The sequence below is a fragment of the Thermoclostridium caenicola genome (genome assembly GCF_900142095.1).
Lineage (GTDB): Bacteria > Bacillota > Clostridia > DSM-8532 > DSM-8532 > Thermoclostridium_A > Thermoclostridium_A caenicola.
This window is the reverse complement of the sequence record NZ_FQZP01000002.1, coordinates 45,283-69,512: the sequence shown is the minus strand read 5'-3', so window position 1 is coordinate 69,512 and position 24,230 is coordinate 45,283. Positions and strand designations below refer to the sequence as shown.

Here is a 24,230-nt window from a genome sequence, read left to right as displayed (position 1 = left end):
GTCCGCCGACAGCAACAGGACAGACCGTAAAGTGTTAACAAGTCCATTCGTAAATAAGGGAGGGCTGCAAGATGCCAAACGTGTTTAATCTGAAGGATTTACCGCTTATGCAATTGCGATCACCCATTCCTGAATATGTGTGGCACACAAGCCCCAATTTATCCAAGATCGCAAACGCACAGCATATCCAGTTCCATGTCAGGTCCCTGGACAGCGGCAAATTCTCATTTCCCTATCATTTTCACAGAAATGCGGAGGAACTGTTCATTATTATTTCCGGCAGCGCCATGCTCCGCACGCCGGAAGGATTCAGGGAACTGGTTGAAGGGGATATCGTATTCTTTGAAATGGGAAGCAGCGGCGCCCACCAGCTCTACAACCATACGGATAAACCCTGTGTCTTTATCGACATACGGACAACCGTGGGCATAGATGTCTGCGAGTATCCGGATTCCGGGAAGATCAATATTTTACCGTACCGGGAGATTTACCGGAGTCAGGATCAGGTGGAGTATCATTTGAATGAAGATAAGGTAACGGATAAATGGCCACCGGAGATCATCCGGAATAACACTGAAGAGGATGTTGAAGGAAGCTGACAGCATGGGACGGTTCAAATGCAGGTAAACTGAATAGGTAGGAGGATATTGCGTTGAGTAATACCAACTTAACCAGGGATTTGGCGGTGAAACTCATTAAATCGCAAAAAGTCATCTGTCCCAAGTGCAACCAAAGCTGCTGGTTTCAAGGTACACTTACAAAGACCAGAATGTGGAATACAAATGCCCTGCCTGCAAAGAGATCTATCATCCGTACAAATTGATTTAGCCAGGGCGTAAAGGAACCTGACAGGGGCAATGTGATTGTTTTGATTTTCCGAAGGCACCACGGTGCCTTTCGTATATAGGGGAATTCTTTACCGGATTGTTGACGGTATATATTGGAAGGCGTTATAATATAATTAATAATAAACAGGGGTTTATTAATGCAGTACCTGAAGGATGAAGTTAAGGCCGCCATCAAGCAAGCGGCGCTGGAGGAGTTCAGCAAAAAGAGCTACAATGAGGCATCCATGCGTGCCATAGCCATGAAGGCCCATATCACCGTGGGCAATATCTACAGGTATTTCCCGAGCAAGGATGCCTTGTTCAATGAGCTCATGGACCCGGTTTGGAAGGCTGTTACCCAGGCAATATTTGACCAATACAATGAGGCGGAGGACCCGCTCCTCATATCGGGCATCATCACGGCCATCATGGGGATCTACAGAAAGTACAGCACGGAGCTGTACATCCTGTTCCACAACAGCAAGGGATCCAAGTACGAGAACATCAGGAACGGATTGGTTGAGCTGATTGCCGGGCGCATTGAAAAGGAAATGCTCGTCCAGCTGGCGCAAAACGGAAGGAAGGTAAAAGACCCTTTTATTTTTCAGATAATTGCAAATGCTATTGTTGACAGCATCTACATGATCATCCGGGAGGTAGGGGATGATTTCGACAGGGTGGAGAACCTGATGGAAAAGACCATGACAGTATTCGTAAAGGACCTGCCTAAGCGGCTGTAAAAGGGAACGACGTGGTAAGCTATTATGGTTTCATAATAGCTTGTCTTTAAGGAGAAAAATGAACGATTGTTTATTAATGTTCAGTTTTTGGAGGAGGTTATGGACAGATTAGCTGATGTCATTGTCAAGAAAAGAAGACTCATTTTTTGGATATTTGTCCTGCTGACTGTGCTCAGCGCCTGCTTTATCCCCGAGGTGGATATCAACTACAATCTGGCCAAATACCTTCCTTCTGAAATGAGAACAAGCAAGGCGCTGGAAATCATGGAGAAGGAATTTTCCCTGACCGGATCGGCGCGTGTCATGGTGGAGAATATCTCCCTCCCTGAAGCCGTTGCCATCAAACAGCGTCTGGCAGGGGTGGATGGCGTTAAGTCGGTTATATGGCTGGATGATGTGGCAGATATCCATAAGCCCCTGGAATATCTGGATTCCAAAACGGTTGAGAGCTATTACAAGGATGGGGCAGCGCTTTTCATGGTTGAATTTGATGAGGGTGACTACAGCCTGAACACCGGAAAAGCTGTGTCCGATATACAGGCCATTATTGGAGAGAAGGGAGCTGTCGGAGGTTCGGCTGTAACCACCAAATTCATGAGGGAAAGCACCATCAGGGAGGTTGTTTCGGCTGCCATCATCGCAGCGCCCATCATTTTCATCATTCTGCTCCTGACCTCCCATTCCTGGTTTGAACCATTCATTTATGTTGTGGTCATGGGGGTTTCTGTTGTCATCAATATGGGCACCAACGTGGTGTTCGGCAGCATCTCATTCATCACCCAGGCCAGTGCCGCCCTCCTGCAGTTCGCCATATCCATGGATTATGCCATCTTTCTGCTCCATCGATACAGGGAGGAAAAGGCGCGAGGCGTGGAACCCGAAACAGCCATGAAAAAAGCCATAATCAGCTCGTTTTCTTCCATTGGGGCAAGCTGCCTGACCACAGTCGCGGGGTTTGTGGCGCTTATGTTCATGCGCTACAAAATCGGTTTTGATATGGGTGCGGTCCTTTCAAAAGGGGTGCTGATAAGCCTGCTGACGGTCATCTTCCTGCTGCCCGGCATAACCCTTTTTACGGACGGACTGCTGGAACGGACACAACATAAGCCTTTGCTGCCGTCACTTTCAAAACTCGGGAGCGGGATAGTGCGTTATGGAGCCGTGGTGATTGTCCTGCTTGCCATAATCATTGTGCCGGCCTATCGTGCCCAGGCGTCCAATGCGTTCCTTTACGGGGAGAACGCCATGATTTCGGTTGAGGACTCCGAATTTGGTAAGAAGGTTGAACGGATAGATGAAAGGTTTGGCATCTACAATCCGCTGGTCCTGCTTGTGCCCAGGGGGAGCATTCCCGATGAGATCAGCCTTGCCGATGCTCTGATGGAAAAGGATTATGTTTCATCGGTCCAGACCATTGTTACCCTGGCAGATCCGGCCATTCCCAGGGAAATTCTGCCTGAGGCATTACTTGAGAACTTTACCTCACCAAACTATACCCGCATGATCATCAATCTGGACCTGCCGGTGGAAAGCGCAGCCACCCTCCGGGCGGTGGAGGAAATCGGACGGATGTCGTATGGGCATTATGGCGATGCATATTTCCTTTTGGGTTCATCCAGCAGCGTGTCCGATGTCAAGCAGGTGGTGGACCGGGACTATTCAACGGTCAGCCTGATATCCATCTGTGCCGTTGGGCTCATCATCCTCCTGACTTTCCGATCACTGACCATCCCTGTGCTGCTGGTTCTGGTCATCGAGACTTCCATATGGATGAATATGGCAGTTCCTTATTTCATGGATGAAAACTTGTCGTTTATCGGTTACCTGGTGGTCAGTGCCATCCAGCTGGGAGCTACGGTTGATTACGCCATTCTGATGACCAGCCGGTACATGGAAAACAGAAAGGCTTACAGCAAGAAGGAAGCAGCCATTAAAGCCCTGACCGATTCCGGATGGTCAGTCATCACATCGGCCATGATCCTGTTCGTGGCCTGCATGGGGGTTGGCGTGGCATCTTCCATCCGGGCGGTTTCAGAAATGATCCTGCTGCTGGGCAGAGGTGCCGCCATCAGCTGCGTGCTCGTACTCGTGCTGCTTCCGCAGCTTCTGATAATATTTGACGGCGTGATCGGGAAAACAACCCTGAAGGCAAAGGAGCGGGATAAGTCTGTAAAGGAGGGGACATCCCTATGAGAACCAGAAGCAGAATTATGATTGTGACGGCAGTCATCATGGTTTTCATCATGCTTGCCGGTTTGAAGTCATCCGGCATTCGTGATGGCAGTGACCTTACGATTAACGCAGCGGGCGTTTCAGGGAATGCGGCCGTCGCGGGAGACATGATTGAGACCATAAGCAAGGATGAAACCGTGTATGCCCTTCTGAATGAGGACGGCTCGGTACGTTCCATCTATGTGGTCAACCATGTTAAGGTGCCCAGGGATGGGCTATATGTTGATTTCGGTGATTACGAGAAAATTGAGAGCCTGACTGAAGATATCCGACCCCAGGTTGAGGGCGACAGGATTCTCTGGGACCTCAAGGCATCCTACGGTGATTTCTTTTACCAGGGCAAACTGCGCGGGGGAGAACTACCCTGGACCTTCCGGATCCAATACTATCTTGACGGCAATCGCATCGAGGCCGGCGATTTGGCGGGCAGGAGCGGAAGAGTGGAGATGGAACTTCTGGCCATTCCCGACGAATCCGCACAACCTTACTTCAGGGAAAGGTTTGCCATGCAGATACAGGTACCGGTGAATCTGAACCGGATGACCATCGTCTCAGCCGAAGGTGCAACCCAGGTGATTGCAGGGCAGACCAATACGCTCACCTATACAGTCCTTCCGGGGGCTTCCGCTAGCTTCCGTATCGTAGTGGATGCCCACGGTTTTGAAATGGACAGCATTAATATCGGCATATCAGCCGTTGATTTTGGGAATACCCTTTCAGCCGGTATCTTCGGTCAAGGAATAGAAGATCTGAGCCAGGGCCTGGAAGACTGGGTTAAAGGGGCGGAATCCTTCAGAAATGGCCTTGTGGAACTGTCAAATGGCACGGGTAAATTGTCTTCCGGGCTCCATGAGCTGTCCTCGGGTAGCACCGAACTGTCAAAAGGACTGGAAGGGCTGGCGCAGGGCATGCGGCAATTGGATGCTTCCCTGGAAAGCCTTTCAGGAGGTTCGGGAAGCATCCGGGATGGGCTTTCTGAAATGGCATTAAGCGGTGAATCCATACTTGCCGGGTATCAGCAGCTGGCCCAGGGGATCCAGGCCGATCTCCCAGGAGAAGCTGAAAAGGCACAGCTTCGCATGCTGGCCCAATATGCTGCAGCCCCGGACAGCCCATACGCCCAGGCGGGCAGGCTGGCCCAATCCCTGCTCGACCAGATTGCCGGAATGGAACAACTATATCAGAACCTGACGGCGCTTAATGCCGGGCTTTCCCAGTATACCGAGGGCGTGTCAAAATTGTCTGAGGAATATAAAGGGCTTGACCAGGGGGTTTCGACACTTTCCCAGGCTTCCCGGCAGCTTCAGCAGGGTGTTTCCGGACTGGAGGAAGGCGCCAGGCAGTTGTCCGGCGGGTTGTCTGCCCTTGTAACCGGCATGGACAGGATGAATGAAAACGTAAAAAGCCTTCCCGGCCATGCCCAGGAACTGCTCGACGGCGGACTGGCCATAAAGCAAGGCATCGATACCGCCCTCTCCGGCCTGACGGGCCGGAATGGCAAGGAAGAAAAAGTTTTATCCTTTGCTTCACCTGACAAAGGGGTGGCCCATTCCGTGCAGTTCGTGCTAAGAACACCCGCTGTAAAGGTGCCTGAAAAAGAGAAGGATTCCACCCCGGAGACGGCAGCGAAAAAAAGCTTCTGGGAAAAGCTTATCGCCTTGTTTTCCTGAACCTGTACGCGTTAAGGTATATGACCTTTTCATAATTGGCAGCCCATAAAGAAAAGGAGAGGCATGATTACGAATCACAGCCTCTCCTGCCTTTTTGGCTAATCCTTTACTTCTTGCATTCATCCCTGACCGGCGGGCATTTCCGGGCAACCACATCGAAGGGACGCATCATGTCGTGGTCCTCATGCTCGAGGATGTGGCAATGATAGACATACCTTCCGGTATAGGGACCGAAGCGCATGATGAGGCGGGTCACATACCCGGGGTATGCCTGGATCGTGTCCTTCCAGCCCCTTTCGCCCGGCGAAGGCAGCTCGGGTTCACCGGTATACCGGATGTACCCGGTCTGGGCATAGAGCGCCGTATCAAAGGGGATCCTGTCCAGAACCTGGAACTGGATCTGGTGGACATGGAACGGATGGACACCCAATCCGGGGTTGATGAGCCTCCAGATTTCCGTTTCTCCCACAACCGGATCTTCTGTAACCCCGTCCATGTAGTCATGGTTGTTCAGAAGGAACAGGAACCGGTTGTAGCGGTCGGTTGTCACGTCGAATGAAATATCCCTCGTCCTGGTGGCGGCAAACTCGTCCATTCTGGGGATGCTGCTCAGGAACTGCGGGACAGTGCTGGTGTCCTCGGATGTCCTCTCAATCACCCTGAACTGCATGATCCTTCCGTCCGTGAACGGGTCGGGCTCCGCGCCGAAGTCAAAGGGCGTCCTGGCTGTGTTCAGGAGCGTGATGGTAGTACCAGCCGGCTGGCTGGAGAAGTCAATCACCAGGTCGCAGCGCTCTGCGGGCCCTATCACGATTTCATCGGTTGTGTAAGGTCTCTGGAGAAGCCCGCCGTCCGAACCGATCTGGATGAATGGCTGACCGTTGTCCAGTTTCATGCGGTAGAACCTCTCATTGGAAGCATTGAGCACGCGGAAGCGGTATTTCCTCTGCTCCACCTCAAGGTATGGCCAGGCCTTTCCGTTGACGATGATGGTGTTGCCCGCAAAACCCGGCGTGATGGATGGATCGGGAAAATCGGGCGGAGGATCCTGCACATCAACCGTTGAGGGATAGAACAGCGAGCCGTCGCTGTTAAAGCTCTTGTCCTGAATCACCAGGGGTATCTCATAGATGCCCGACGGGAGATTCAGTGCGCGTTCCGCTTCATTGCGGATGATGTACAATCCCGCAAGCCCGGCATAAACATTGAGGCGGGTGATGCCAAGGGCATGGTCATGGTACCAGAGCATGGCCGGACGCTGTTTGTTGGGGTAGGTGTAAACCTTCTGGGAGAACCTCGGCCCGCATTTTTTAAAACCGTTGGTGTACCAGGCGTCCGGGTATCCGTCGCTTTCAGGCTCAACCGACGCGCCATGAAGATGGACCACGGTGCGCACCTCCGGCATATCGTGACCGGATCCGTGAAGCGTTCTGTCAACGGGCAGGAAATGCTTGTCCGGCAGTTCGTTTATCCAGAGTACCTGTGTGCATTCGCCTTCCTCCACTTCTATAGTGGGACCGGGGACTTGTCCCTCATAACCCCAGACCCTGGTGGGCGGAAGCTGGCTGTGGAACTGGTGGAAGAATTCTTTCATCCTCACCTCATAGTATGTTTTATCTTTACACCTTTCCAGGGGCTGCAGCACCCTTGGAATGGGCAGCGGATCCACAAATGGCCTTAAACTTATTCGCATTGATTCCCCTCCTTAATCGTTTTTCTGCTACATCCTATGCATTGTGGGACAAGTCTGTGCAGACCGGAACCCCTTGCAAAATACGCTTTGGCTTCAGGAAAACCATCCTGCGATACATAACCCGGGGACTTATTATGAATCCTATAGTTTGGCATTGAAATGTCTGGAATGCCTTTCGGCTGATGACAGAAAAGAGGGGTAGTACAGTGCCGATCATCCTTGTGGTAACCATACGCTCGCTGTTGGCTTTCCTGATACTCCTGGTGCTTATACGCATCATCGGGAAGCAGCAGGTCTCCCAACTGACCTTCTTCGATTATGTATTGGGCATCACCATCGGTTCCTTTGCCAGCACTTTGTCGGTACAGTTGAATGAGAATTCGCTGGCCACCATATGGGGCATGGTCATCTGGGCTCTGTTGGCCCTGCTTCTGGCTTTTGCCGATATCCATTGCCCATGGCTGCGTAAACTTGCCGAGGGCAAACCTTCGGTGGTGATTGAGAACGGCCACCTGAGGATCAGAAACCTGAAGAGACTGAGGATTACCATAGATGAGCTGATGTCACAGCTGAGGATTCAGGGTGTTTTCAATATCAGCGATGTGGAATATGCCATTTTTGAACCCAACGGACAGCTCAGCGTGCAAAAGAAATCCCAGAAGCAGCCGCTGACACCGGCGGACCTCAAATTGGATACCCAGTATGACGGACTGCCCGCCAACCTCATCGTGAATGGGCGCATACGGCAGGATACGCTTAATGCCTTGAAGCTTTCCAGGTCATGGCTGATGTTCCAGTTGGGCAGGCGGAATATCCGGGAGGTTGAACGGGTCATCCTGGCTCAGTTGGACACCAGGGGCAATCTGTTTGTTGATTTGGTGGATGACGAGAAGCCTTATGTCATCCATACCAGGGAAGAGGGGTGAAGAGCTTGAAAAAAGCAGTTTTTTATATGGCGATGTTCCTGATGCTCTCCGTTTTCCTCAGCTCCTGCACGCTCTTTATCGGCAGCATTGATAAAAAGAACGGGTTCAGCGAACATCTTGACGCCATGGAAAACCATATCAGGGACAACAATTGGGAGAAGGCGTTGGTTGAGCGGGAAGAGGCCTTTAAGGTATGGCAAAGGATAAAGCCCCTGCTGCAGCTCGATGTAGATCACGATTATGTGAACGACATTGAGGATTACTTCGTCATGCTGGGAGCCTATTTGGAAACACAAAACAAGTCCCAGGCTCTGGCCATGGTTTATCTGATCCGAGAAACCTGGGACAATCTCAGTGTCATGTGAGGTCCTTTTACCATGGTTTCAAGGCTTTATTCCACGGTTATATCCAGGTTGTCCTTTACGGCCTGCTTGAAGTCTGCGATGGCCTGCGCCCTGGTCTTCCGGCCTTCCGCGTATTCACCGACCTGCTGAAGCCAATAGCTGTTGATCAACACGTCGTAATGTGTGGCGTTATCACCCCTGGCGAGCCTGGCAGCCCGGTCAAAGACATCAAACATATCCTGGTAACCGAGAATATCTGTTTCTGCGGAAACCTTCCGCATGACCGTGCCGGACACTGCCGCCATCTGCTCGCCCTGCCGGTCGATTTGGCCATTGGCCCATAAGTATTGCAGGCCGGTCTCAGAAGTATCCAGGGTAATCCACCTGATGATTACGCCTAAGGCTTCCTTGTGCGGAGAGTGCTTATTGGCAAAGATCCATTCACCACCCCAGAAGAAGCCCACCGGAGGCTCACATACCGCCCAATCGCCATAGGTTCCTTCGCCGATTGCTTCACCGCCGCAGTTCCCCTTCAATACATAGTCCACAAACCATGATGGCCCCAGGTATCCAAAGACCTTCTTCGGACCGGCGTCTTTCATACCGGCATACCAATCATCGGTCCAACTGAGGGTATTATTGGTGTATCCCTTGTTATGGAGCTGTTTTGCCAGATCCAGGAAGGCCGCGCGCTTGGGTCTATGGTCAGTTTGCCGTCAACGATCCAGGGTATTTCCGCGCTGTTATATACAGCGTACCAGATATCATCGTATCCGGACACGATGCTGTAACCCCTGGCTTTCAGCTTGGCCGCCGCTTCCAGGAATTTATCCCAGTCCGGTCCAATTTTATCTTTGATGGTCTCCGGGTCGTCGGTGCCCCAGACATCCTTTGCGATGGAACGACGATAGATGAAAGCGCCGCCGGTTCCTTCATAGGAAAGGGCTACGATCTCCCCGTCCGGATTGGTCCAATATCCAGGACGTAACGGGCAATGTCGGCTTCTTTGACGAGAGTATCCATATCGAGGCCAAGGTCTTTGTACGGCGCCGCGTACCGGGCCATATCCCCTGCGGCATATTTTCTTATGTCTGCGGATTCGACAACGTAAATATCCGGCGCGTCATCACGCCCGGCGGTGAGGCTTTCGTCAAGCGCCACCGTATAGCTGCATGAGAAGCAGAAAACATGTAAACAAGACTGCAAAGCGTTTCATGAAAGAACCTCTTCAAGTTTGAATGATAACCTTCATCAGCAAACTGGTAAAGATAGGGCTCCGCTCTGGGTGGGAGTGTGTGGTTTCTATTCCACATCTATGCCCAGATTGTCCATTACGGCCTGTTTAAAGTCCGTTATAGCCTGCTTCCTGGTTTTTCGCCCTTCCGCATATTCTCTTACCTGTTCACGAAAATACGCATTGATGAATTCATCGTATTGAGTTATGTTTTTACCGTTTGCGAGCTTTGCTGCCTTGCCGAATACCTGAAACATATCCTGATAACCGACAAAATCCGAGGTTCCGGAGACTTTCTGCATCACAGCGCCCGATGTGACCGCATTCCGTATCCCATCATCGAATAAGCCATTAGCCAGGAAATACTGAAAACCGGTCTCGGAACTGTCCAGGGTAATCCATTTGATTAAGTCGCCCAGCTCCTCTTTAAGCGGCGAGTTTTTATTGACAAAAACCCATTCGCCGCCCCAGAAGAAGCCCATAGGAGGTTCGCAAACAGCCCAGTCGCCGTAGGTGCCTTCACCCAGCTTTTCCCCGCCGCATGCCCCTTTTAAATTCAAAACATAATTGACGAACCATGAAGGCCCGAAGTAACCGAAGATTTTTTTCCCGCCGGCATCCATCATATCCGCAACCCATTCTCCCATCCAGGGTTCGGTGTTATTGGTGTACCCGTTGTCATGGAGCTGCTTTGCCAGGTCAAGGAAGGCCTCGCGCTTCGGATCAATGGTGAGTTTGCCGTCAACGACCCATGGTACTTCCGCACTGCCTATTACAGGCGGCCAAATATCCTCATATGAGGATAGGATGCCATATCCCCTGGCTTTCAGTTGGGCCGCAGCTTCCAGGAATTTATCCCAGCCCGGACCGATTTTGTCTTTGATGATTTCCGGATCGTCGGTGCCCCAGACATCCTTTGCAATGGAGCGACGATAGATGAAAGCACCGCCGGTTCCCTCATAACCGAGGGCAACGATCTGCCCCTCGGCATTGGTGCCCATGTCGATGACATACTGGGGGATATCGGCTTCCTTTATGAGATTATCCACATCGATCCCCAGCTCTTTGTATGGCAGCGCATAGTGGGATTGCTCCCCTTCGACATATCGCTTCACCTGTACGCTTTTTATGAAGTAGATATCGGGTGTCAGGTCATTGTTCGCTTTAAGACACTCATCCAGCGCCACATGGAAGTCGCCATCCATAGTGGCAAAGGTGTTAAACTTTAGATCATAGGGGAATTCAGGATGGAGTTCCTTATATTTTTCTACGATCCTAAACGAATCATATGATGCGCTGTAAACGTTGAGATGTTTTCTCGCAGGCGCATCCGGCCTGTTATCAGCATCTTTATCGGCACTATCTGCCGGTTCAGAAGGCACAGCATCCTCGGTTAGGGCAGGAGTTGTATCAGGGCTTCCCGGAACCTGGCTTGCTGTGTTGCATGCTGACAAGGGTATGAGGATAAGACAAGAAAGCAATAGGGCTTTAAAACGTTTCATACGGGAACCTCCTTCTTTTATTCAGCTTTAATGCCAAGTTCGTTTTCTACCGCTCGCTTAAAGTCTGCTATAGCCCGTTCCCTTGTTTTCCAGCCTTCCACATATGTACGGACAGCAGTAAGCCAGTGATAGTTGATGGTTTCATCATACGGGCTTTTGTTCCTGCCGTTTGCAAGCCTGGCACACTTGTCAAGCATATCAAACATATCCTGGTTGCCCAGAAAATCCATAACGCCTGATACATTCCTCATAACAGTACCGGAAGGAACCGCCTCCAGATACCCATAATTGCCAGGGAAAGTGCCGCTGGCCCATGCATACTGGAATCCGTTTTCTGAACAGTCAAGGGTAATCCATTCGACCAGGCGGGCCAAATCCTCCTTAAAGGGTGAATGCTTGTTGACGAAGATCCAGTTGCCACCCCAGAAGAAACCCGCCGGAGGTTCGCACACCGCCCAGTCGCCATAGGTTCCTTCCCCGGGCTTTTCGCCGCCGCATGAATTTTTTATGACATAGTTAATCAGCCATGCCGGGCCGAAGTACCCGAAGACTTTCTTTGGTCCGGTATCCATCATGTCGGCAAACCAGTCGTCTCTCCATGGGATCGTATGGTTAATGTATTCGTTATCATAAAGACGCTTGGCGATGTCAAGGAAGGCTTCTCGCGCAGGGTCTATATATAACTTGCCGTCAATAACCCAGGGCTTTTCCGCACTGCCTTCGACGCAATACCAAACGTCATTGTATCCGGACACGATGGCATATCCCTTATTTTTTAACTCGGCTGCTGCTTTGAAAAACCTGTCCCAGCCGGGACCGATTTTGCTTTTGATGATTTCAGGGTTGTCGGTACCCCAAACATCCTTGGCGATGGAGCGGCGATAGATGAAAGCGCCGCCGGTTCCCAGATAACCGAGGGCAACCACCTCACCGTCAGCGTTTGTACCCATATCAATGACATACTGAGGAATATCTGCCTTTTTCAAAAGATTATCCACGTCAAGCCCAAGTTCCTTATAGGTTGCCGCATACCGGGATTTGTCCCCCTGAGTATATGCCTTCACATATGAGCTCTCAATGCAATAGATATCAGGCATATCATCATTGTCGGCCTCAAGCAGTTTGTCAAGGGCCGGATAATATTCATCAGGCAGGACGCTTAATTCTTTTGCCCTGATTTCATAGGGAAAATCGGGATGCAGTTCCTTATATCGCATAACGATTTGATAGAGTTCCTCTGTTGCCCAATAGACATTGATGAAATTTCTGCCGGGGGAATGCGGGGCTGTTTCGGAATCCTCATGAGGATCATCCGCAGCATCGTTGCTATCGTTAGCGTTATCATTGATGATGCCGGGATCAATAACTGTGTTTTCAGCGGTATGTTTGATGGGATCATCAAGCAATTCTGCCGGGACAAAGTCTTCGGATGCCACCGGAATATCCGGGTCTTCCGGACCGGCATTCATCCTGCCGCATCCTGACAGCGATATCATGATCATAAAACCCAGTAACACGGCTGCAAAACGCTTCACGACGGAACCTCCTTGTGGGTGGTATGCCTGTCCCGTGCATCGATCCCTGGAACAAGGCATCGTGTATGGTTAATGATATTATAGCATTATTTGTAAGTCTTTTAAAAGACTTATAACGCGTCCGTCATTGATTAGGCTATTGACGGATGTATCAGGGAAAGGTATAATCCATATTAATAAATTGATATTATCATTATAATAACAAGTGAGGGTATACGGAGCCATGAGCCGTAATCAAGCTGTGAACAAGATGGGCCTCACCGAAGAAGAGTTTTTGGCCAGTTACGATCCTGCAAAGTACGACAGGCCTTCAGTAACAGTTGACATGCTTATTTTCACGGTAACCAACGAAGTGAGCGACAATTACAGAAAGCTCCCGGAAAAGGCGCTGAAACTTCTGATGATCAAGAGGGGAGATCACCCCTGCATTGGTCAATGGGCTCTGCCGGGAGGTTTTGTCGGCATGCACGAGAGCCTGGAGGAGGCCGCCTACAGGGAGCTCAAGGAAGAAACCGGTATTGAAAATGTCTATCTGGAACAACTGTATACCTGGGGTGATCCCAACAGGGACCCGAGGACCAGGATCATCAGCACCTCGTACCTGTCGCTGACCGACAGCTCCGTGCTGGACATCAAAGCCAGCGATGATGCCGATGATGCCCGGTGGTTTACGGTAACCTACAGGGTCTTCAAGGAAGAAAAAACGATGGACGGAGACAATACAACCTGTGAGCGCTATTGCCGGCTGACCCTCCATCATGAAAATGAGACCCTGACGGCTGTGCTCAAGCAAACCCTGAAAACCGAAGGGAAGATCAGCCGGTGGGAGACCACCATTGAGGATCCGGGAGGAATCGCCTTTGATCATGCGCGGATCATTGCGTACGGGATTGAGCGCCTGAGGAACAAGGTGGAGTATACGGATATTGCCTTTAACCTGATGCCGCAGTACTTCACCCTGACCGAGCTCCAGCAGGTATACGAAGTCATCCTGGACAGGGAGCTTCTCAAGGCCAATTTCCGGAGAAAGATAGCCGACCGGGTTGTGGAAACCAATCGGTATAAAAAGGATGCGGGACACAGGCCGTCCAAGCTCTATATGTACCGGGGAATTCTGAATGCTGAAGACTGGGAGAGAGGGAGCGGCTGAACCAATATCCCGGTTGACGTGTATGGCCGGCAGGATATCGGCCGGTGTCGCTGAAATACTTATCAAAAACTGAAATCTGACAGAAAGAGGCGCAAATCATGGAAGGAAAAAACCTGACAATGCTGACTGACTTTTACGAACTCAGTATGGGAAACGGCTATCTGAAGAATGGCCTCGGGGAACGGACGGCCATATTCGATATGTTTTTCAGAAAAGTGCCGGATAACGGTGGTTTTGCCATAATGGCCGGCGTGGAGCAGCTGATCGAGTATCTGAAAAACCTTGAGTTCAAGGATGAGGATATCGCCTTTCTTCGCCAGAAGGGGTGCGACGAAGCCTTCCTGGACTATCTGAAGAACTTCCGTTTCTCCTGTGATGTATGGGCAATCCCGGAAGGTACGCCCATATTTCCCAACGAGCCCATCGTGGTGGTCAGGGGGCCGGTTATTCAGGCACAGCTCATTGAAACCATGATCCTTTTGACCATCAACCACCAGTCGCTGATTGCCACCAAGGCCAACCGCATCGTGCGCGCCGCCAAGGGACGTCCGGTGGTTGAGTTCGGCTCCAGGAGGGCCCAGGGCTACGACGGGGCCATCTATGGAGCCCGGGCTGCCTATATCGGCGGATGCATCGGAACTTCCTGCACCATCTGCGAGAGGGAATTCAATATTCCCGCCATGGGGACCATGGCCCACAGTTGGATCCAGATGTTCGATTCCGAGCTGGAGGCTTTCAAGGCCTATGCCAGGGCCTATCCGGATAACTGCGTCCTGCTGGTGGATACCTACAATGTCCTGAAATCAGGGGTCCCCAATGCCATCCGCACCTTCAACGAGGTGGTTGTGCCCATGGGCTACAGGCCGAAGGCCATTCGGATTGATTCGGGCGATATCACCTACCTGTCCAATGTAGCCAGGAAAATGCTGGATGAAGCCGGTTTCCCGGATTGCAGGATCATGGCCTCAAACTCGCTGGATGAGTATATCATCCGTGACATCCTGATCCAGGGAGCGAGGGTGGATATGTTCGGCGTCGGCGAACGCCTGATCACATCACGCTCGGAGCCGGTATTCGGCGGGGTTTACAAACTGGCCGCCATCATCGAAGGGGACAAAATCATCCCCAAGATCAAGCTGAGCGAGAATGTGGGCAAGATAACCAATCCCGGTTTCAAGCAGGTCTGGCGGCTTTACGACAGGGAAAGCGGCAAGGCCCTGGCCGATGTTCTGACCCACCATGACGAGGTCATTGATGATACACGGCCTTACGAGATTTTCGACCCCGACTATACCTGGAAGCGCAAGACCCTGGTGAATTTCCGGGCCAGGAAACTACTGGAGCCTATCTTCATAAACGGCGAGTGCGTCTACCAGAGCCCGCCGCTCAAAGCTATCCGGCAATACTGCATGGAGCAGATTGATAGTCTTTGGGATGAAGTGAAGCGCTTCGAGAATCCTCATGAGTACTATGTGGACCTGTCCAAACCCCTGTGGGATACCAAGAATAAGCTGCTTGAAAAATACTCGGTCGTTTGAGCGGACAAAAGAGCAATGATTACCGGCAGGGCTTCCCGAAAAACGTTTCCAAACGCAGGGAATCGACCCTGCTGCGATGTTTCAGATAATTGCATGCGTGTTTGGGGCGACTGATGCTCCGTGGTGAAAGGGGGATGTCCATGGATCTCAACTTTGAAAACCTGCTGTACGCTTTTGGTCTGACGCTGCTTGCGGGTTTGTCCACAGGAATCGGAAGCGCACTGGCCTTCTTTGCCAAAAAGACGAATACCCGGTTCCTTTCGGTGGCATTGGGTTTTTCGGCCGGCGTCATGATCTATGTGTCCATGATAGAAATCTTTTTCAAGGCCAAGGATTCCCTGATCAGGGTGTATGGGGAGAAAACGGGGTCATGGATAACCGTGGCGGCATTCTTTGGCGGAATGCTTTTGATCGGGCTGATTGACAAACTGGTTCCGTCCACTGAAAATCCTCACGAATGCCGCATGATCGAGGACATCAACTCGCCTGAGGCGGCCAAATGCCAGGGTGTCCTGATGCGGATGGGGCTGTTTACGGCGCTGGCCATTGCCATTCACAATTTTCCCGAAGGCCTTGCCACCTTTACCTCCGCCGTCAAGGATCCCACGCTCGGCGTTGCGATAGCGGTGGCCATAGCCATCCATAATATTCCCGAGGGAATAGCGGTTTCCGTGCCTGTCTACTATGCAACGGGCAGCAGAAAAAAAGCTTTTTCCCTCTCGTTCCTGTCAGGCCTGTCGGAACCCCTGGGTGCCATCATCGGCTACCTGATCCTGTATCGGTTCTTCAATGATGCGGTTTACGGAATTCTTTTCGCCGGCGTTGCAGGCATCATGGTCTTTATTTCTCTGGACGAACTGCTGCCAACGGCACGCGAATACGGCGAGGCCCATCTGTCCATTTATGGCCTGGTGGCAGGCATGCTCGTCATGGCTGTCAGCCTGTTGTTGTTCATCTAGCCCAGGAAAACCGAAAAAGGTTTTATACAGCCATTATACCCGGGAAGCCCATATGGGGAACGTTCCTGGGTATACTATTTTTTGACAGATTATCCGCGAGAATTCCTAATTTTTTGATTCAACCTGGTCAGGAGTTGGTAAATAGGATCAGGCATCTAAAGCCCGCTCACTATGTATACAGAAAGTAGGTTGACGGATGATGAACGTTTTCAGGGAACTCAAGAAATATTTCAAGACCGGAGGCGGCATGTCGCAATGGTTTTACAGCATACGGACCCGGTTGCTTGCGGCAGTGCTGTTCATGATTATTCCCATTGTTTTCCTGGGCTTGTTTTCGTATAACCGGGCTTTTAAGTCCATCAGGCAGACTGCCGAGGAATCCACCTTTCAAATCATTGAGCAGGTCGGAAAATACCTGCAGCTTTCCTATTCGGGCGTGGAAGCCGATTGCAACCAGATTATCATGAATACCAATTTCATAAAGTATGTCACCGCCAAGGAGGACGATGCCAATCTCCAGATGAACCTGACTGAATTCATGTCAAGCATCAAGCTGGAGAATGCGCTGATCGATGACATCATTCTCCTGCTGGAAGGGAAAAAACCTGTATCGGCCTCCTTCAGGAAGGTGGAAAAGGCAGCCCTGGAAAACATAAAGGATGGGCAACTGTTCAGCCTGGCAAAGGAGAAGGACGGTTATGCCTTCTGGGTCGGATCCCTTTATGAACTTGAGGGCCAGGTGCCCGACATGGCATCCTATGCCATGGCGCTGGCAAGGCTCATCAAGAATCCCTATACCTCTGAGATACAGGGAATCCTTGTTATTACCGTGAAAACCAACCTGGTTTCCAATGCGCTCATGGACGTCCAGCTGGGAGACGGCAGCGAACTGCATCTCATCAGTCCGGACGGCCGGGATATAGCCTATATGATGAAAGACGGTGCCAGCGAGGTTATGGACACCTCCGTCCCGGAGAACCAGGTGGTCAACACTGCCCTTTATGCTGATATTGTTGCCAATGAAGCCGGAAAGGGTTCCGAAGTCACTGCATACAAGAACGGCGAGTATCTTACCGTATACAGTACCATTGGAGAAACCGGATATAACCTGGTCGGCCTGATACCCACGTCGAATTTCTCAGCCAGGGCGGCGGACATCCGCCAGATCACCCTGATTCTGACCGTCCTGGTTTCGGCTTTCGCTGTTGCCGTCGGCCTCCTGATGGCAATAGGGATAAGCCGGGCTGTGAGCCATGTCTTGCAGGTATCCAGGCAAGTCTCCGAGGGTGATCTGACCGTAAGGTTTAACGGCGGGCGCAGGAATGAGTTTGGCACCCTGGCCAAGGCATTCAATGTCGTGATAGAGAATATGAGGCACATGATCGGGAATGTCACCGAATCGGCCTCACAGGTGAATGCGTCCGCCCAGACCATAGCCGACACTTCCAGGGAAGCGGCTGTTGTGTCCCGGGAGGTTGCCAAGGCCGTGGAGGAGATTGCTGCCGGAGCTGCGGATCAGGCCGGGGATGCGGAACAGTGCAATAAGAAAATGGGGGATCTCGAAGAAAGGATCAACGCTGTTTCGGGATATGCCAATGAAATCGGCACTTTCACTTCGGAAACCATTCGCCTGACAAAACAGGGACTGGCTGCCGTGGAAAATCTCGAAAACGCCTCGAAGGAGACCACAGAAATCGGACAGGCGATCATATCGGATATCCAGGTGCTGGATAAGAACTCACAATCCATCGGCAAGATCATCGCGGTGATTGATCAGATTGCGGACCAGACAAACCTGCTTGCCCTTAACGCTGCCATTGAAGCGGCAAGGGCCGGAGAATCGGGAAGAGGATTCGCAGTTGTTGCCGATGAGATCCGGAAACTGGCTGAGCAATCGGTAACCGCTACCGGCGAGATCGCCAGGATTATCGAAAGCAATCGCAGTCAAACAGCTCAGTTGGCTAAAAGAGCCCTCTCGGCCAACGAAACTATCAGTTCCCAGAATAAAGCGGTCAGCGATACCACGGAAACGTTCAACAGGATATCGGCCTCCATGGATCAGCTTGCCGCCAAGGTTGAGCAGATCCTCAACGGAATTACCGACATGAACCTCTACAAAACGGACGTGCTGCTGGCCATTCAAAATATTTCCTCGGTATCCCAGCAGATCGCCGCTTCCACCCAGGAGGTGACCGCATCCTCACAGGAACAGCTTTCGGCTATCGAGCAGCTGTCCAGGTATGCGGAGCAGCTTGAAACAGTTGCCAGGGTACTGAACGATTCCATCAGCAAGTTTAAAATGGAATAGGAAAAAGTCCGGTCTTTTGGACGAAGATGCGAAAAAGGGGCTAAAAGCAGAGCTAACCCCTCCGGAACAGGTGTTCCGGAGGGGTTAGCTTATGGTGGGACTTACTGGACTCGAACCAGTGACCCCTACAATGTGAGTGTAGTGCTCTCCCAGCTGAGCTAAAATCCCGACAAAGCGATTATACAGCAACCGCCGGTAAAAATCAATCTGGGGTTTTTGGCTGTTTTGGGCTGCTTTCTGCTGATAAAGGCCATCACAGTATAATGATGCCTTCAGAAGCCTTATAGCTGAAAATAGCGCCTGGCGTTGTAGTAGGAAATATCCTGTACCATTCTTCCCAGCAGCGTCATATCGTTGGGGGCCTCTCCGTTTTCTACCCAGGTTCCCAGGAGGTTACAGAGGATTCTCCTGAAATATTCATGCCTGGTGTAGGAAAGGAAGCTTCTTGAATCGGTGAGCATGCCCACAAAACGGCTTAACAGTCCCATACTGGCCAGCGCGGTCATCTGGCGTACCAAGCCGTCCTTCTGATCATTGAACCACCAGCCCGATCCAAACTGAATTTTGCCCGGTATGCCATCCCCCTGGAAACATCCTGCCAGGGTGGTTATCATCTCGTTATCCCTCGGGTTGATGACATAGAGGATGGTCTTCGGCAGAAGGCCGTTTCTGTCCAGGGCGTCCATGTACCTGGCCAGGGGTCGTGAATAGATATCATCCGACATCATGTCATACCCGGTGTTCGGGCCCAGCTTTTCGAACATCCGGGTGTTGTTGTCGCGCTGGGTACCGATATGGAGCTGCATGACCCATCCCCACTCGGCATATTGCCTGCCCAGAAAGAGCATGATCCTTGTCTTGAACAGGGCAATCTCATGCCCGGTCAGTTCCTCGCCTGCCAAGGCCTTCCGGAAAACCGTTGCGGCTTCCTTCTCGGTTCCCGGAATGAATACAGGGGGTTCCAGGCCGTGGTCCGACAGCCTGCACCCGTTTTCGTGGAAGTAGACGATCCGGCTTTCCAGGGCAGCCAGAAAGTCTTCAAAGGAACGAATCGGTATGCCGGATGCCGCCGAAAGCAACTGCACGTAGTCCCTGAAATCCGGCTTTTCAATGTTCACAGCCCGGTCCGGCCTGAAGGTAGGTAGCACCTTGGCATCAAAGGTCGGATCGAATTGGAGCTGCTTGTGGTATTCCAGGGTATCCACAGGGTCATCGGTGGTGCAGATGACTTCAACGCGGGATTTTCTGATGATACCGCGCGCGGAGAAATCCGGCTCACTGAGCCTTTTATTGCAGTGTTCCCAGATGGCCTCGGCGGTGTCAGGACCGAGAAGCAGGTCGATATCGAAATAGCGCTTGAGTTCCAGATGGGTCCAGTGATAGAGGGGATTGCCGATAAGGTAAGGCACGGTTTCCGCCCATTTGAGGAACTTCTCCTTGTCCGGAGCGTTTCCGGTAACGGCGTTTTCCTCAACGCCATTGGTGCGCATGGCCCGCCATTTGTAATGATCTCCGCCGAGCCAGACCTCGGTGATATTGCGGAAACGTTTGTCCCGGGCGATCTCTCCGGGATCCAGGTGGCAATGGTAATCGATGATGGGAAGATGCGCTGCGTATTCGTGGTAGAGAATCCTGGCCGTTTCGTTCTGCAGAAGGAAATCTTCATGGATAAACCGGGACATGCCAACCCCTCCAAATCTCACAGGAATAGAAGTGCCAGAAACCGGGGATAATAAGGATTTTCCCGAATGCGATGCGCACAGGAATGACTCATATAAACCGGTATCATGCGTCAAACAGTTCGGACAGCAACGCGGCTACTGCTCCCGGCCCGGAAACCATGCGGGCAAAATACTGCAGGACCTTATCCGCCAGGCCGGCGTCATAAAGGCTGACGCCGAAAAGTTTTGGATCGTTCAGGATGGGACGCAGCCGGTCCTCAAAAGGACCCGTTGCGCCCAGGGCAATGCCTTCCAGGTGCTGCTTCACCTGATCCAGAAGCGGATCAGGGCTTGGCTCAAAGGTCCGGCCGCTATCGTCGATTCCCATCAGGTAACGGCACCATCCGGCAAAGACCAGGGGAATATAGGTGAGGTGGGAAGCACCCTCGCCGGACTGCATATAGGCCTTGAGGGTTTCGCCGAAGCGGATGGGCAGTTTCTGGGAAGTGTCGGTGGCGATACGCTGCGGCGTATCGGGGACAAAGCGGTTGGGCAGCCGAATCTGGATGACTTCCCGCAGGAACTCGCCGGGATTGATGATGCCCGGATCCACTACCACCGGCAGGCCCTCGTCGTAGCCAATCCTTTCCACCAGCCTTTTTAGCCTTGGATCCGCCATCTCCGCAGAAATGGAGGTATAGCCAAGCAGGCAGCCGAATATGGCCAGGGCGGTATGGAGCGGATTCAGGCAGGTACAGACCTTCATCTTTTCCACCCGGTTTACCGTATCCCGGTCGGTGAAGATGACACCGGCCTTTTCCAGGGGCGGCCGTCCGTTGGGGAAGATATCCTCAATGACGAGGTACTGGGGCTCCTCCGCATTCACGAAGGGAGCCGCGTAGGTCTTTTTGTCGGTGCAGATGATCTCGGTGCTCTCAAAGCCTTCCTTTTCCAGCTGGTTCTTGATATTTTCATCAGGGCGCGGCGTGATCTTGTCGATCATGCTCCAGGGGAAGGCTGCCTTTCCGGGGTCATCCACGTATTCGGGAAAGCCGGGTTCCACCAGGCCGCGATTCGCCCATTCACGGGCAAAGGTGCTTATGGCATGGTAAAGCTTTTCGCCATTATGGGAGCAATTGTCCATGCTGACCCAGGACAACGGCAGTTCGCCGGCCTTATATCTTTCGTAACACAGGGAAGCAATCTTGCCCATGAAGCTGACAGGGGATGCGGGTCCTGCGCTGAAGTCCTCCAGAACTTCGGGATAATACCGGCCTTGTGGATCGGATACACTATAGCCCTTTTCGGTAATGGTAAAGCTGGCCATCTGGAGGGATGGCTTACGGAAGATTTCCTTCAGTCTTTGCCAGTCGGATGCGGCGTCTGTGTCCGCCACCAGCGATTCTGTCACGCTGGCGACCACCCGCTTTTCGATCCGTCCGTCGGGCTTCAGCACCACAAGGAGGCTCAGATCATCGTAGGGTTTGTACAAACGCCGGATGATTTCGTAATCATATCCCTCGCAGACGATGATCCCCTTCCGGCTTAAGCCGGCATCCAAAAGCTGTTGCTGCAGTACGGCCGGAAAAGCCCTGAAAATGTTGCCTGCACCAAAATGAACCCATATGGGTTCATCGATTGTGGCTTTCCTGATTTTTTCACGATCAAAGGCAGGCAAAACATAGCCTGCCTTCTGCCAGACAGGCCGGTTTTTCAGTTCGGAGTCACACAGTTTCAAAGCCCTCATCTCCGTTACATCATGCTCAGGAAATCCTTGATAAGGAAATTATCTTCGGACTGCAGCCTGAAGTACTCAGGATATTTCTGCATCAGTTCCTTCTCCTCAACGATGATCCTTGAGGAATGGTCTTTAAATAAGGAAATTGCCTCCTGCACATCGCCCTTGACAATGCTGTCCAGAATCTTTTTGTGTTCATCAATGACCTTCGTGATAATGGGTCTCTCCCAAAGGGATATCAGTCGTATGCGCCTGTAATGACCGGACATGCTTTGAATGATCTCCCAACAGGTGTTCTTCTCAGTGGTGGTGAAGAAGACCTTGTGGAACTCGTCGTCATATTCCTGGAGTGCGATCAGATCGTTGTTTATGACGCATTCCTTCTGCATGTCCAGGATGCTCTGCAGGCGGACAATATCGCTCTCCTTCTTGATGCCCATGAACATCTCAATAGCCCGTAGCTCCAGGCTTTCCCTCAAAAACCTTTCTTCTTCAACGCGCTTGAGATCAATCTTCGAAACACTGGTACCTTTTTGGGGAACAACATCCACCAAACCCTCCTTGGCCAGCTTGATCAGCGCGTCCCTCACGGGAGTCCTGCTCACGTTGAGCTTTTCTGAGATCGTTTTGATGTTCAGAGGCTCACCCGGCTTCAGGTTGAGGGTGATAATGTTCTTGCGGAGACTGTAATAGACGCCGTCCCCAATATTAAAGGATGAGTGCTTTTGCAACAGGGCCCGATCAGATATCATGGCAAATCTCCTCGCTCGTAAGAATTGGTCGAATGTTCACTAATATAGTAACATGTCAGTAATAATTATACTATATCTTTTTAGTCCGGGCTGAACCAATTCCAGGTGCAGGGAGAAAGCATGCCTTACCTGTTACCCGGGAAGGAAGCCCTGCTGAGCCTATCCATCTTTGAGATGGCTTCCCAAAGACCGTTCAGATATGTCGCACCCAAAGCCCTGTCGAAAAGCCCGTATCCCGGCATGGCTTTTTCGCCCCAGATGGCTCTTCCGTGATCAGGACGGAAAGGACCATCAAAACCGATGTCATAGAATGCTTTCATGATCTCAAACATGTCCAGGGAGCCGTCTTCCGACAGATGTGCCGCCTCATCGAAGCTGCGTGGCCCCTGATGTTTGAGATTCCTGACATGGGCGAAGAAAATCCTTCCCTTGAGCGATCGGATGATTTCGGGAATATTGTTCTCCGGATTGGAGCCAAGGGATCCGGTGCAGAGGGTTACGCCGTTGCAGGGGCTGCCAACGGCATCAAAAAGCTTGTTCAGGTTTTCCAGGTTGGTGACGATTCTGGGAAGCCCAAATACGGGCCACGCCGGATCATCGGGATGGACAGCCATCATGATGTCGTATTTTTCGCAGGTGGGCATGACGGCTTTCAGGAAGTATACCATATGCTCAAAGAGCTTCTGATCGTCCACATCGCTGTATAGTTCGAACAGTTTGCGGATATCGGCCAATCGCTCAGGCTCCCAGCCGGGGAGGATGAATCCGTTGGATCCCGAGTCCATCCTGCTGAATATCCGCGTTGGCTCGATCCTGTCTATGACCGACTGCTCATAGGACAGGACGGTGGTTCCATCCTCGCGGGGCTTGGCCAGATCGGATCTTACCCAGTCAAATACCGGCATGAAATTGTAGCATACAAGCCGGATATCACAGGCTGCGAGCCTTTCCAGGGTTTTGATGTAGTTTTCTATGTACCGGTCCCTTTCGGGAAGCCCAGCCTTGATGGCATCATGGACGTTAACGCTTTCGATGCCCAGAATTTTCAATCCGTAAGATTCCACTTCCTCTTTCAGTGCCTGTATGCGCTCAAGGGGCCACTCATCTCCTGCCGGAACATCGTACAGGGTTGTGATGACGCCCTTTACTCCGGGGATTTGTCTGATCTGTTCCAGCGTAACGCTGTCATAACCGGTACCAAACCATCTCAAAGTCAGCTTCATACACAATTCTCCATTCCTGCAGCAATCCTGTACGCGCTGCCATATGATGCGGAGGCATTTCCAGGGTAAAGAAGCCTTCCTTTGTATATTAACATACTAATATATCTGAGGCAATGGTTTTGGCCGAATTTATGCAGAAAAAGTTTCGCCGACGCCCATTTGTGAATATTGGTATCAATTATAGCAATAATAGTATGT

General features: G+C 51.6%; 18 protein-coding genes and 1 tRNA gene. 10 read left to right on the top strand and 9 right to left on the bottom strand.

Going from position 1 to position 24,230, the window contains the following annotated elements; all coding sequences use genetic code 11:
• Positions 1-71 precede the first annotated feature (71 nt).
• The 4 genes from F3H12_RS00975 to F3H12_RS00960 all read left to right on the top strand — a co-directional run bounded on the left by F3H12_RS00975 (position 72) and on the right by F3H12_RS00960 (position 5,469).
• On the top strand, positions 72-599 hold the full coding sequence (locus tag F3H12_RS00975) for a cupin domain-containing protein (RefSeq protein WP_149677471.1): 528 nt from the start codon (positions 72-74) through the stop codon (positions 597-599).
• A gap of 386 nt (positions 600-985) precedes the next feature.
• On the top strand, positions 986-1,567 hold the full coding sequence (locus F3H12_RS00970; protein WP_149677470.1) for a TetR/AcrR family transcriptional regulator: 582 nt from the start codon (positions 986-988) through the stop codon (positions 1,565-1,567).
• A gap of 99 nt (positions 1,568-1,666) precedes the next feature.
• Positions 1,667-3,760 carry an efflux RND transporter permease subunit gene (locus F3H12_RS00965; RefSeq protein ID WP_149677469.1) on the top strand — a complete coding sequence of 698 codons (2,094 nt, stop codon included), beginning with the start codon at positions 1,667-1,669 and terminating at the stop codon, positions 3,758-3,760.
• Positions 3,757-5,469 (top strand): hypothetical protein, encoded by a 1,713-nt coding sequence (locus tag F3H12_RS00960; protein WP_149677468.1) that lies wholly within the window; start codon positions 3,757-3,759, stop codon positions 5,467-5,469. The genes F3H12_RS00965 and F3H12_RS00960 overlap by 4 nt, the downstream gene beginning before the upstream one ends.
• Before the next feature lie 106 nt (positions 5,470-5,575).
• On the opposite strand, the gene F3H12_RS00955 is transcribed toward F3H12_RS00960, so the two are convergent.
• On the bottom strand, positions 5,576-7,162 hold the full coding sequence (locus F3H12_RS00955; protein WP_243133148.1) for a multicopper oxidase family protein: 1,587 nt from the start codon (positions 7,160-7,162) through the stop codon (positions 5,576-5,578).
• A 206-nt stretch (positions 7,163-7,368) separates the two neighbouring features.
• On the opposite strand from F3H12_RS00955, the gene F3H12_RS00950 reads away from it, so the two are divergent.
• Both F3H12_RS00950 and F3H12_RS00945 read left to right on the top strand, forming a co-directional pair.
• Entirely contained in the window at positions 7,369-8,088 is a 720-nt protein-coding gene (locus tag F3H12_RS00950) for a YetF domain-containing protein (protein WP_188118299.1), read from the top strand.
• 5 nt (positions 8,089-8,093) lie between these two features.
• On the top strand, positions 8,094-8,453 hold the full coding sequence (locus F3H12_RS00945) for a DUF4363 family protein (RefSeq protein ID WP_149677466.1): 360 nt from the start codon (positions 8,094-8,096) through the stop codon (positions 8,451-8,453).
• Positions 8,454-8,479: 26 nt separating this feature from the next.
• On the opposite strand, the gene F3H12_RS00940 is transcribed toward F3H12_RS00945, so the two are convergent.
• The 3 genes from F3H12_RS00940 to F3H12_RS00930 all read right to left on the bottom strand — a co-directional run bounded on the left by F3H12_RS00940 (position 8,480) and on the right by F3H12_RS00930 (position 12,703).
• Positions 8,480-9,034 (bottom strand): hypothetical protein, encoded by a 555-nt coding sequence (locus tag F3H12_RS00940; protein ID WP_149677465.1) that lies wholly within the window; start codon positions 9,032-9,034, stop codon positions 8,480-8,482.
• Between the two features lie 700 nt (positions 9,035-9,734).
• Positions 9,735-11,168, bottom strand: coding sequence for an ABC transporter substrate-binding protein (locus tag F3H12_RS00935; RefSeq protein WP_149677464.1), 1,434 nt, complete (start codon positions 11,166-11,168; stop codon positions 9,735-9,737).
• Between the two features lie 17 nt (positions 11,169-11,185).
• On the bottom strand, positions 11,186-12,703 hold the full coding sequence (locus F3H12_RS00930; RefSeq protein WP_188118298.1) for an extracellular solute-binding protein: 1,518 nt from the start codon (positions 12,701-12,703) through the stop codon (positions 11,186-11,188).
• A 223-nt stretch (positions 12,704-12,926) separates the two neighbouring features.
• Between F3H12_RS00930 and F3H12_RS00925 the strand changes: the two genes are divergently transcribed.
• The 4 genes from F3H12_RS00925 to F3H12_RS00910 all read left to right on the top strand — a co-directional run bounded on the left by F3H12_RS00925 (position 12,927) and on the right by F3H12_RS00910 (position 18,658).
• The gene (locus F3H12_RS00925; protein WP_149677462.1) at positions 12,927-13,853 is read left to right on the top strand and encodes an NUDIX hydrolase; all 927 of its coding nucleotides are present in this window, start codon (positions 12,927-12,929) and stop codon (positions 13,851-13,853) included.
• 98 nt (positions 13,854-13,951) lie between these two features.
• The gene (locus tag F3H12_RS00920; RefSeq protein WP_149677461.1) at positions 13,952-15,391 is read left to right on the top strand and encodes a nicotinate phosphoribosyltransferase; all 1,440 of its coding nucleotides are present in this window, start codon (positions 13,952-13,954) and stop codon (positions 15,389-15,391) included.
• A 140-nt stretch (positions 15,392-15,531) separates the two neighbouring features.
• Positions 15,532-16,350 (top strand): zinc transporter ZupT, encoded by an 819-nt coding sequence (gene zupT / locus F3H12_RS00915; RefSeq protein ID WP_149677460.1) that lies wholly within the window; start codon positions 15,532-15,534, stop codon positions 16,348-16,350.
• 199 nt (positions 16,351-16,549) lie between these two features.
• A complete protein-coding gene (locus F3H12_RS00910) occupies positions 16,550-18,658 on the top strand; it encodes a methyl-accepting chemotaxis protein (RefSeq protein ID WP_188118297.1) in 2,109 nt (702 codons plus the stop codon).
• 92 nt (positions 18,659-18,750) lie between these two features.
• On the opposite strand, the gene F3H12_RS00905 is transcribed toward F3H12_RS00910, so the two are convergent.
• The 5 genes from F3H12_RS00905 to uxuA form a co-directional block, all read right to left on the bottom strand.
• Positions 18,751-18,826, bottom strand: a tRNA-Val gene (locus F3H12_RS00905).
• Positions 18,827-18,939: 113 nt separating this feature from the next.
• A complete protein-coding gene (uxaC, locus tag F3H12_RS00900) occupies positions 18,940-20,340 on the bottom strand; it encodes a glucuronate isomerase (RefSeq protein WP_149677458.1) in 1,401 nt (466 codons plus the stop codon).
• Positions 20,341-20,443: 103 nt separating this feature from the next.
• Positions 20,444-22,057, bottom strand: a complete 1,614-nt coding sequence (locus F3H12_RS00895; protein ID WP_149677457.1) for a mannitol dehydrogenase family protein — start codon at positions 22,055-22,057, stop codon at positions 20,444-20,446.
• A gap of 14 nt (positions 22,058-22,071) precedes the next feature.
• Positions 22,072-22,809 carry a GntR family transcriptional regulator gene (locus F3H12_RS00890; protein ID WP_149677456.1) on the bottom strand — a complete coding sequence of 246 codons (738 nt, stop codon included), beginning with the start codon at positions 22,807-22,809 and terminating at the stop codon, positions 22,072-22,074.
• Positions 22,810-22,934: 125 nt separating this feature from the next.
• The gene (gene uxuA / locus F3H12_RS00885; protein ID WP_149677455.1) at positions 22,935-24,032 is read right to left on the bottom strand and encodes a mannonate dehydratase; all 1,098 of its coding nucleotides are present in this window, start codon (positions 24,030-24,032) and stop codon (positions 22,935-22,937) included.
• Positions 24,033-24,230: the final 198 nt, after the last annotated feature.

What these genes read in the sequence shown, in the direction of transcription:
- F3H12_RS00975 (WP_149677471.1), top strand. Translation starts at nt 72, where the DNA reads ATGCCAAACGTGTTTAATCTGAAGGATTTACCGCTTATGCAATTGCGA.
- F3H12_RS00970 (WP_149677470.1), top strand. Translation starts at nt 986, where the DNA reads ATGCAGTACCTGAAGGATGAAGTTAAGGCCGCCATCAAGCAAGCGGCG.
- F3H12_RS00965 (WP_149677469.1), top strand. Translation starts at nt 1,667, where the DNA reads ATGGACAGATTAGCTGATGTCATTGTCAAGAAAAGAAGACTCATTTTT.
- F3H12_RS00960 (WP_149677468.1), top strand. Translation starts at nt 3,757, where the DNA reads ATGAGAACCAGAAGCAGAATTATGATTGTGACGGCAGTCATCATGGTT.
- F3H12_RS00955 (WP_243133148.1), bottom strand. Translation starts at nt 7,162, where the DNA reads ATGCGAATAAGTTTAAGGCCATTTGTGGATCCGCTGCCCATTCCAAGG.
- F3H12_RS00940 (WP_149677465.1), bottom strand. Translation starts at nt 9,034, where the DNA reads ATGAAAGACGCCGGTCCGAAGAAGGTCTTTGGATACCTGGGGCCATCA.
- F3H12_RS00935 (WP_149677464.1), bottom strand. Translation starts at nt 11,168, where the DNA reads ATGAAACGTTTTAAAGCCCTATTGCTTTCTTGTCTTATCCTCATACCC.
- F3H12_RS00925 (WP_149677462.1), top strand. Translation starts at nt 12,927, where the DNA reads ATGAGCCGTAATCAAGCTGTGAACAAGATGGGCCTCACCGAAGAAGAG.
- F3H12_RS00920 (WP_149677461.1), top strand. Translation starts at nt 13,952, where the DNA reads ATGGAAGGAAAAAACCTGACAATGCTGACTGACTTTTACGAACTCAGT.
- zupT (WP_149677460.1), top strand. Translation starts at nt 15,532, where the DNA reads ATGGATCTCAACTTTGAAAACCTGCTGTACGCTTTTGGTCTGACGCTG.
- F3H12_RS00910 (WP_188118297.1), top strand. Translation starts at nt 16,550, where the DNA reads ATGAACGTTTTCAGGGAACTCAAGAAATATTTCAAGACCGGAGGCGGC.
- uxaC (WP_149677458.1), bottom strand. Translation starts at nt 20,340, where the DNA reads ATGTCCCGGTTTATCCATGAAGATTTCCTTCTGCAGAACGAAACGGCC.
- F3H12_RS00890 (WP_149677456.1), bottom strand. Translation starts at nt 22,809, where the DNA reads ATGATATCTGATCGGGCCCTGTTGCAAAAGCACTCATCCTTTAATATT.
- uxuA (WP_149677455.1), bottom strand. Translation starts at nt 24,032, where the DNA reads ATGAAGCTGACTTTGAGATGGTTTGGTACCGGTTATGACAGCGTTACG.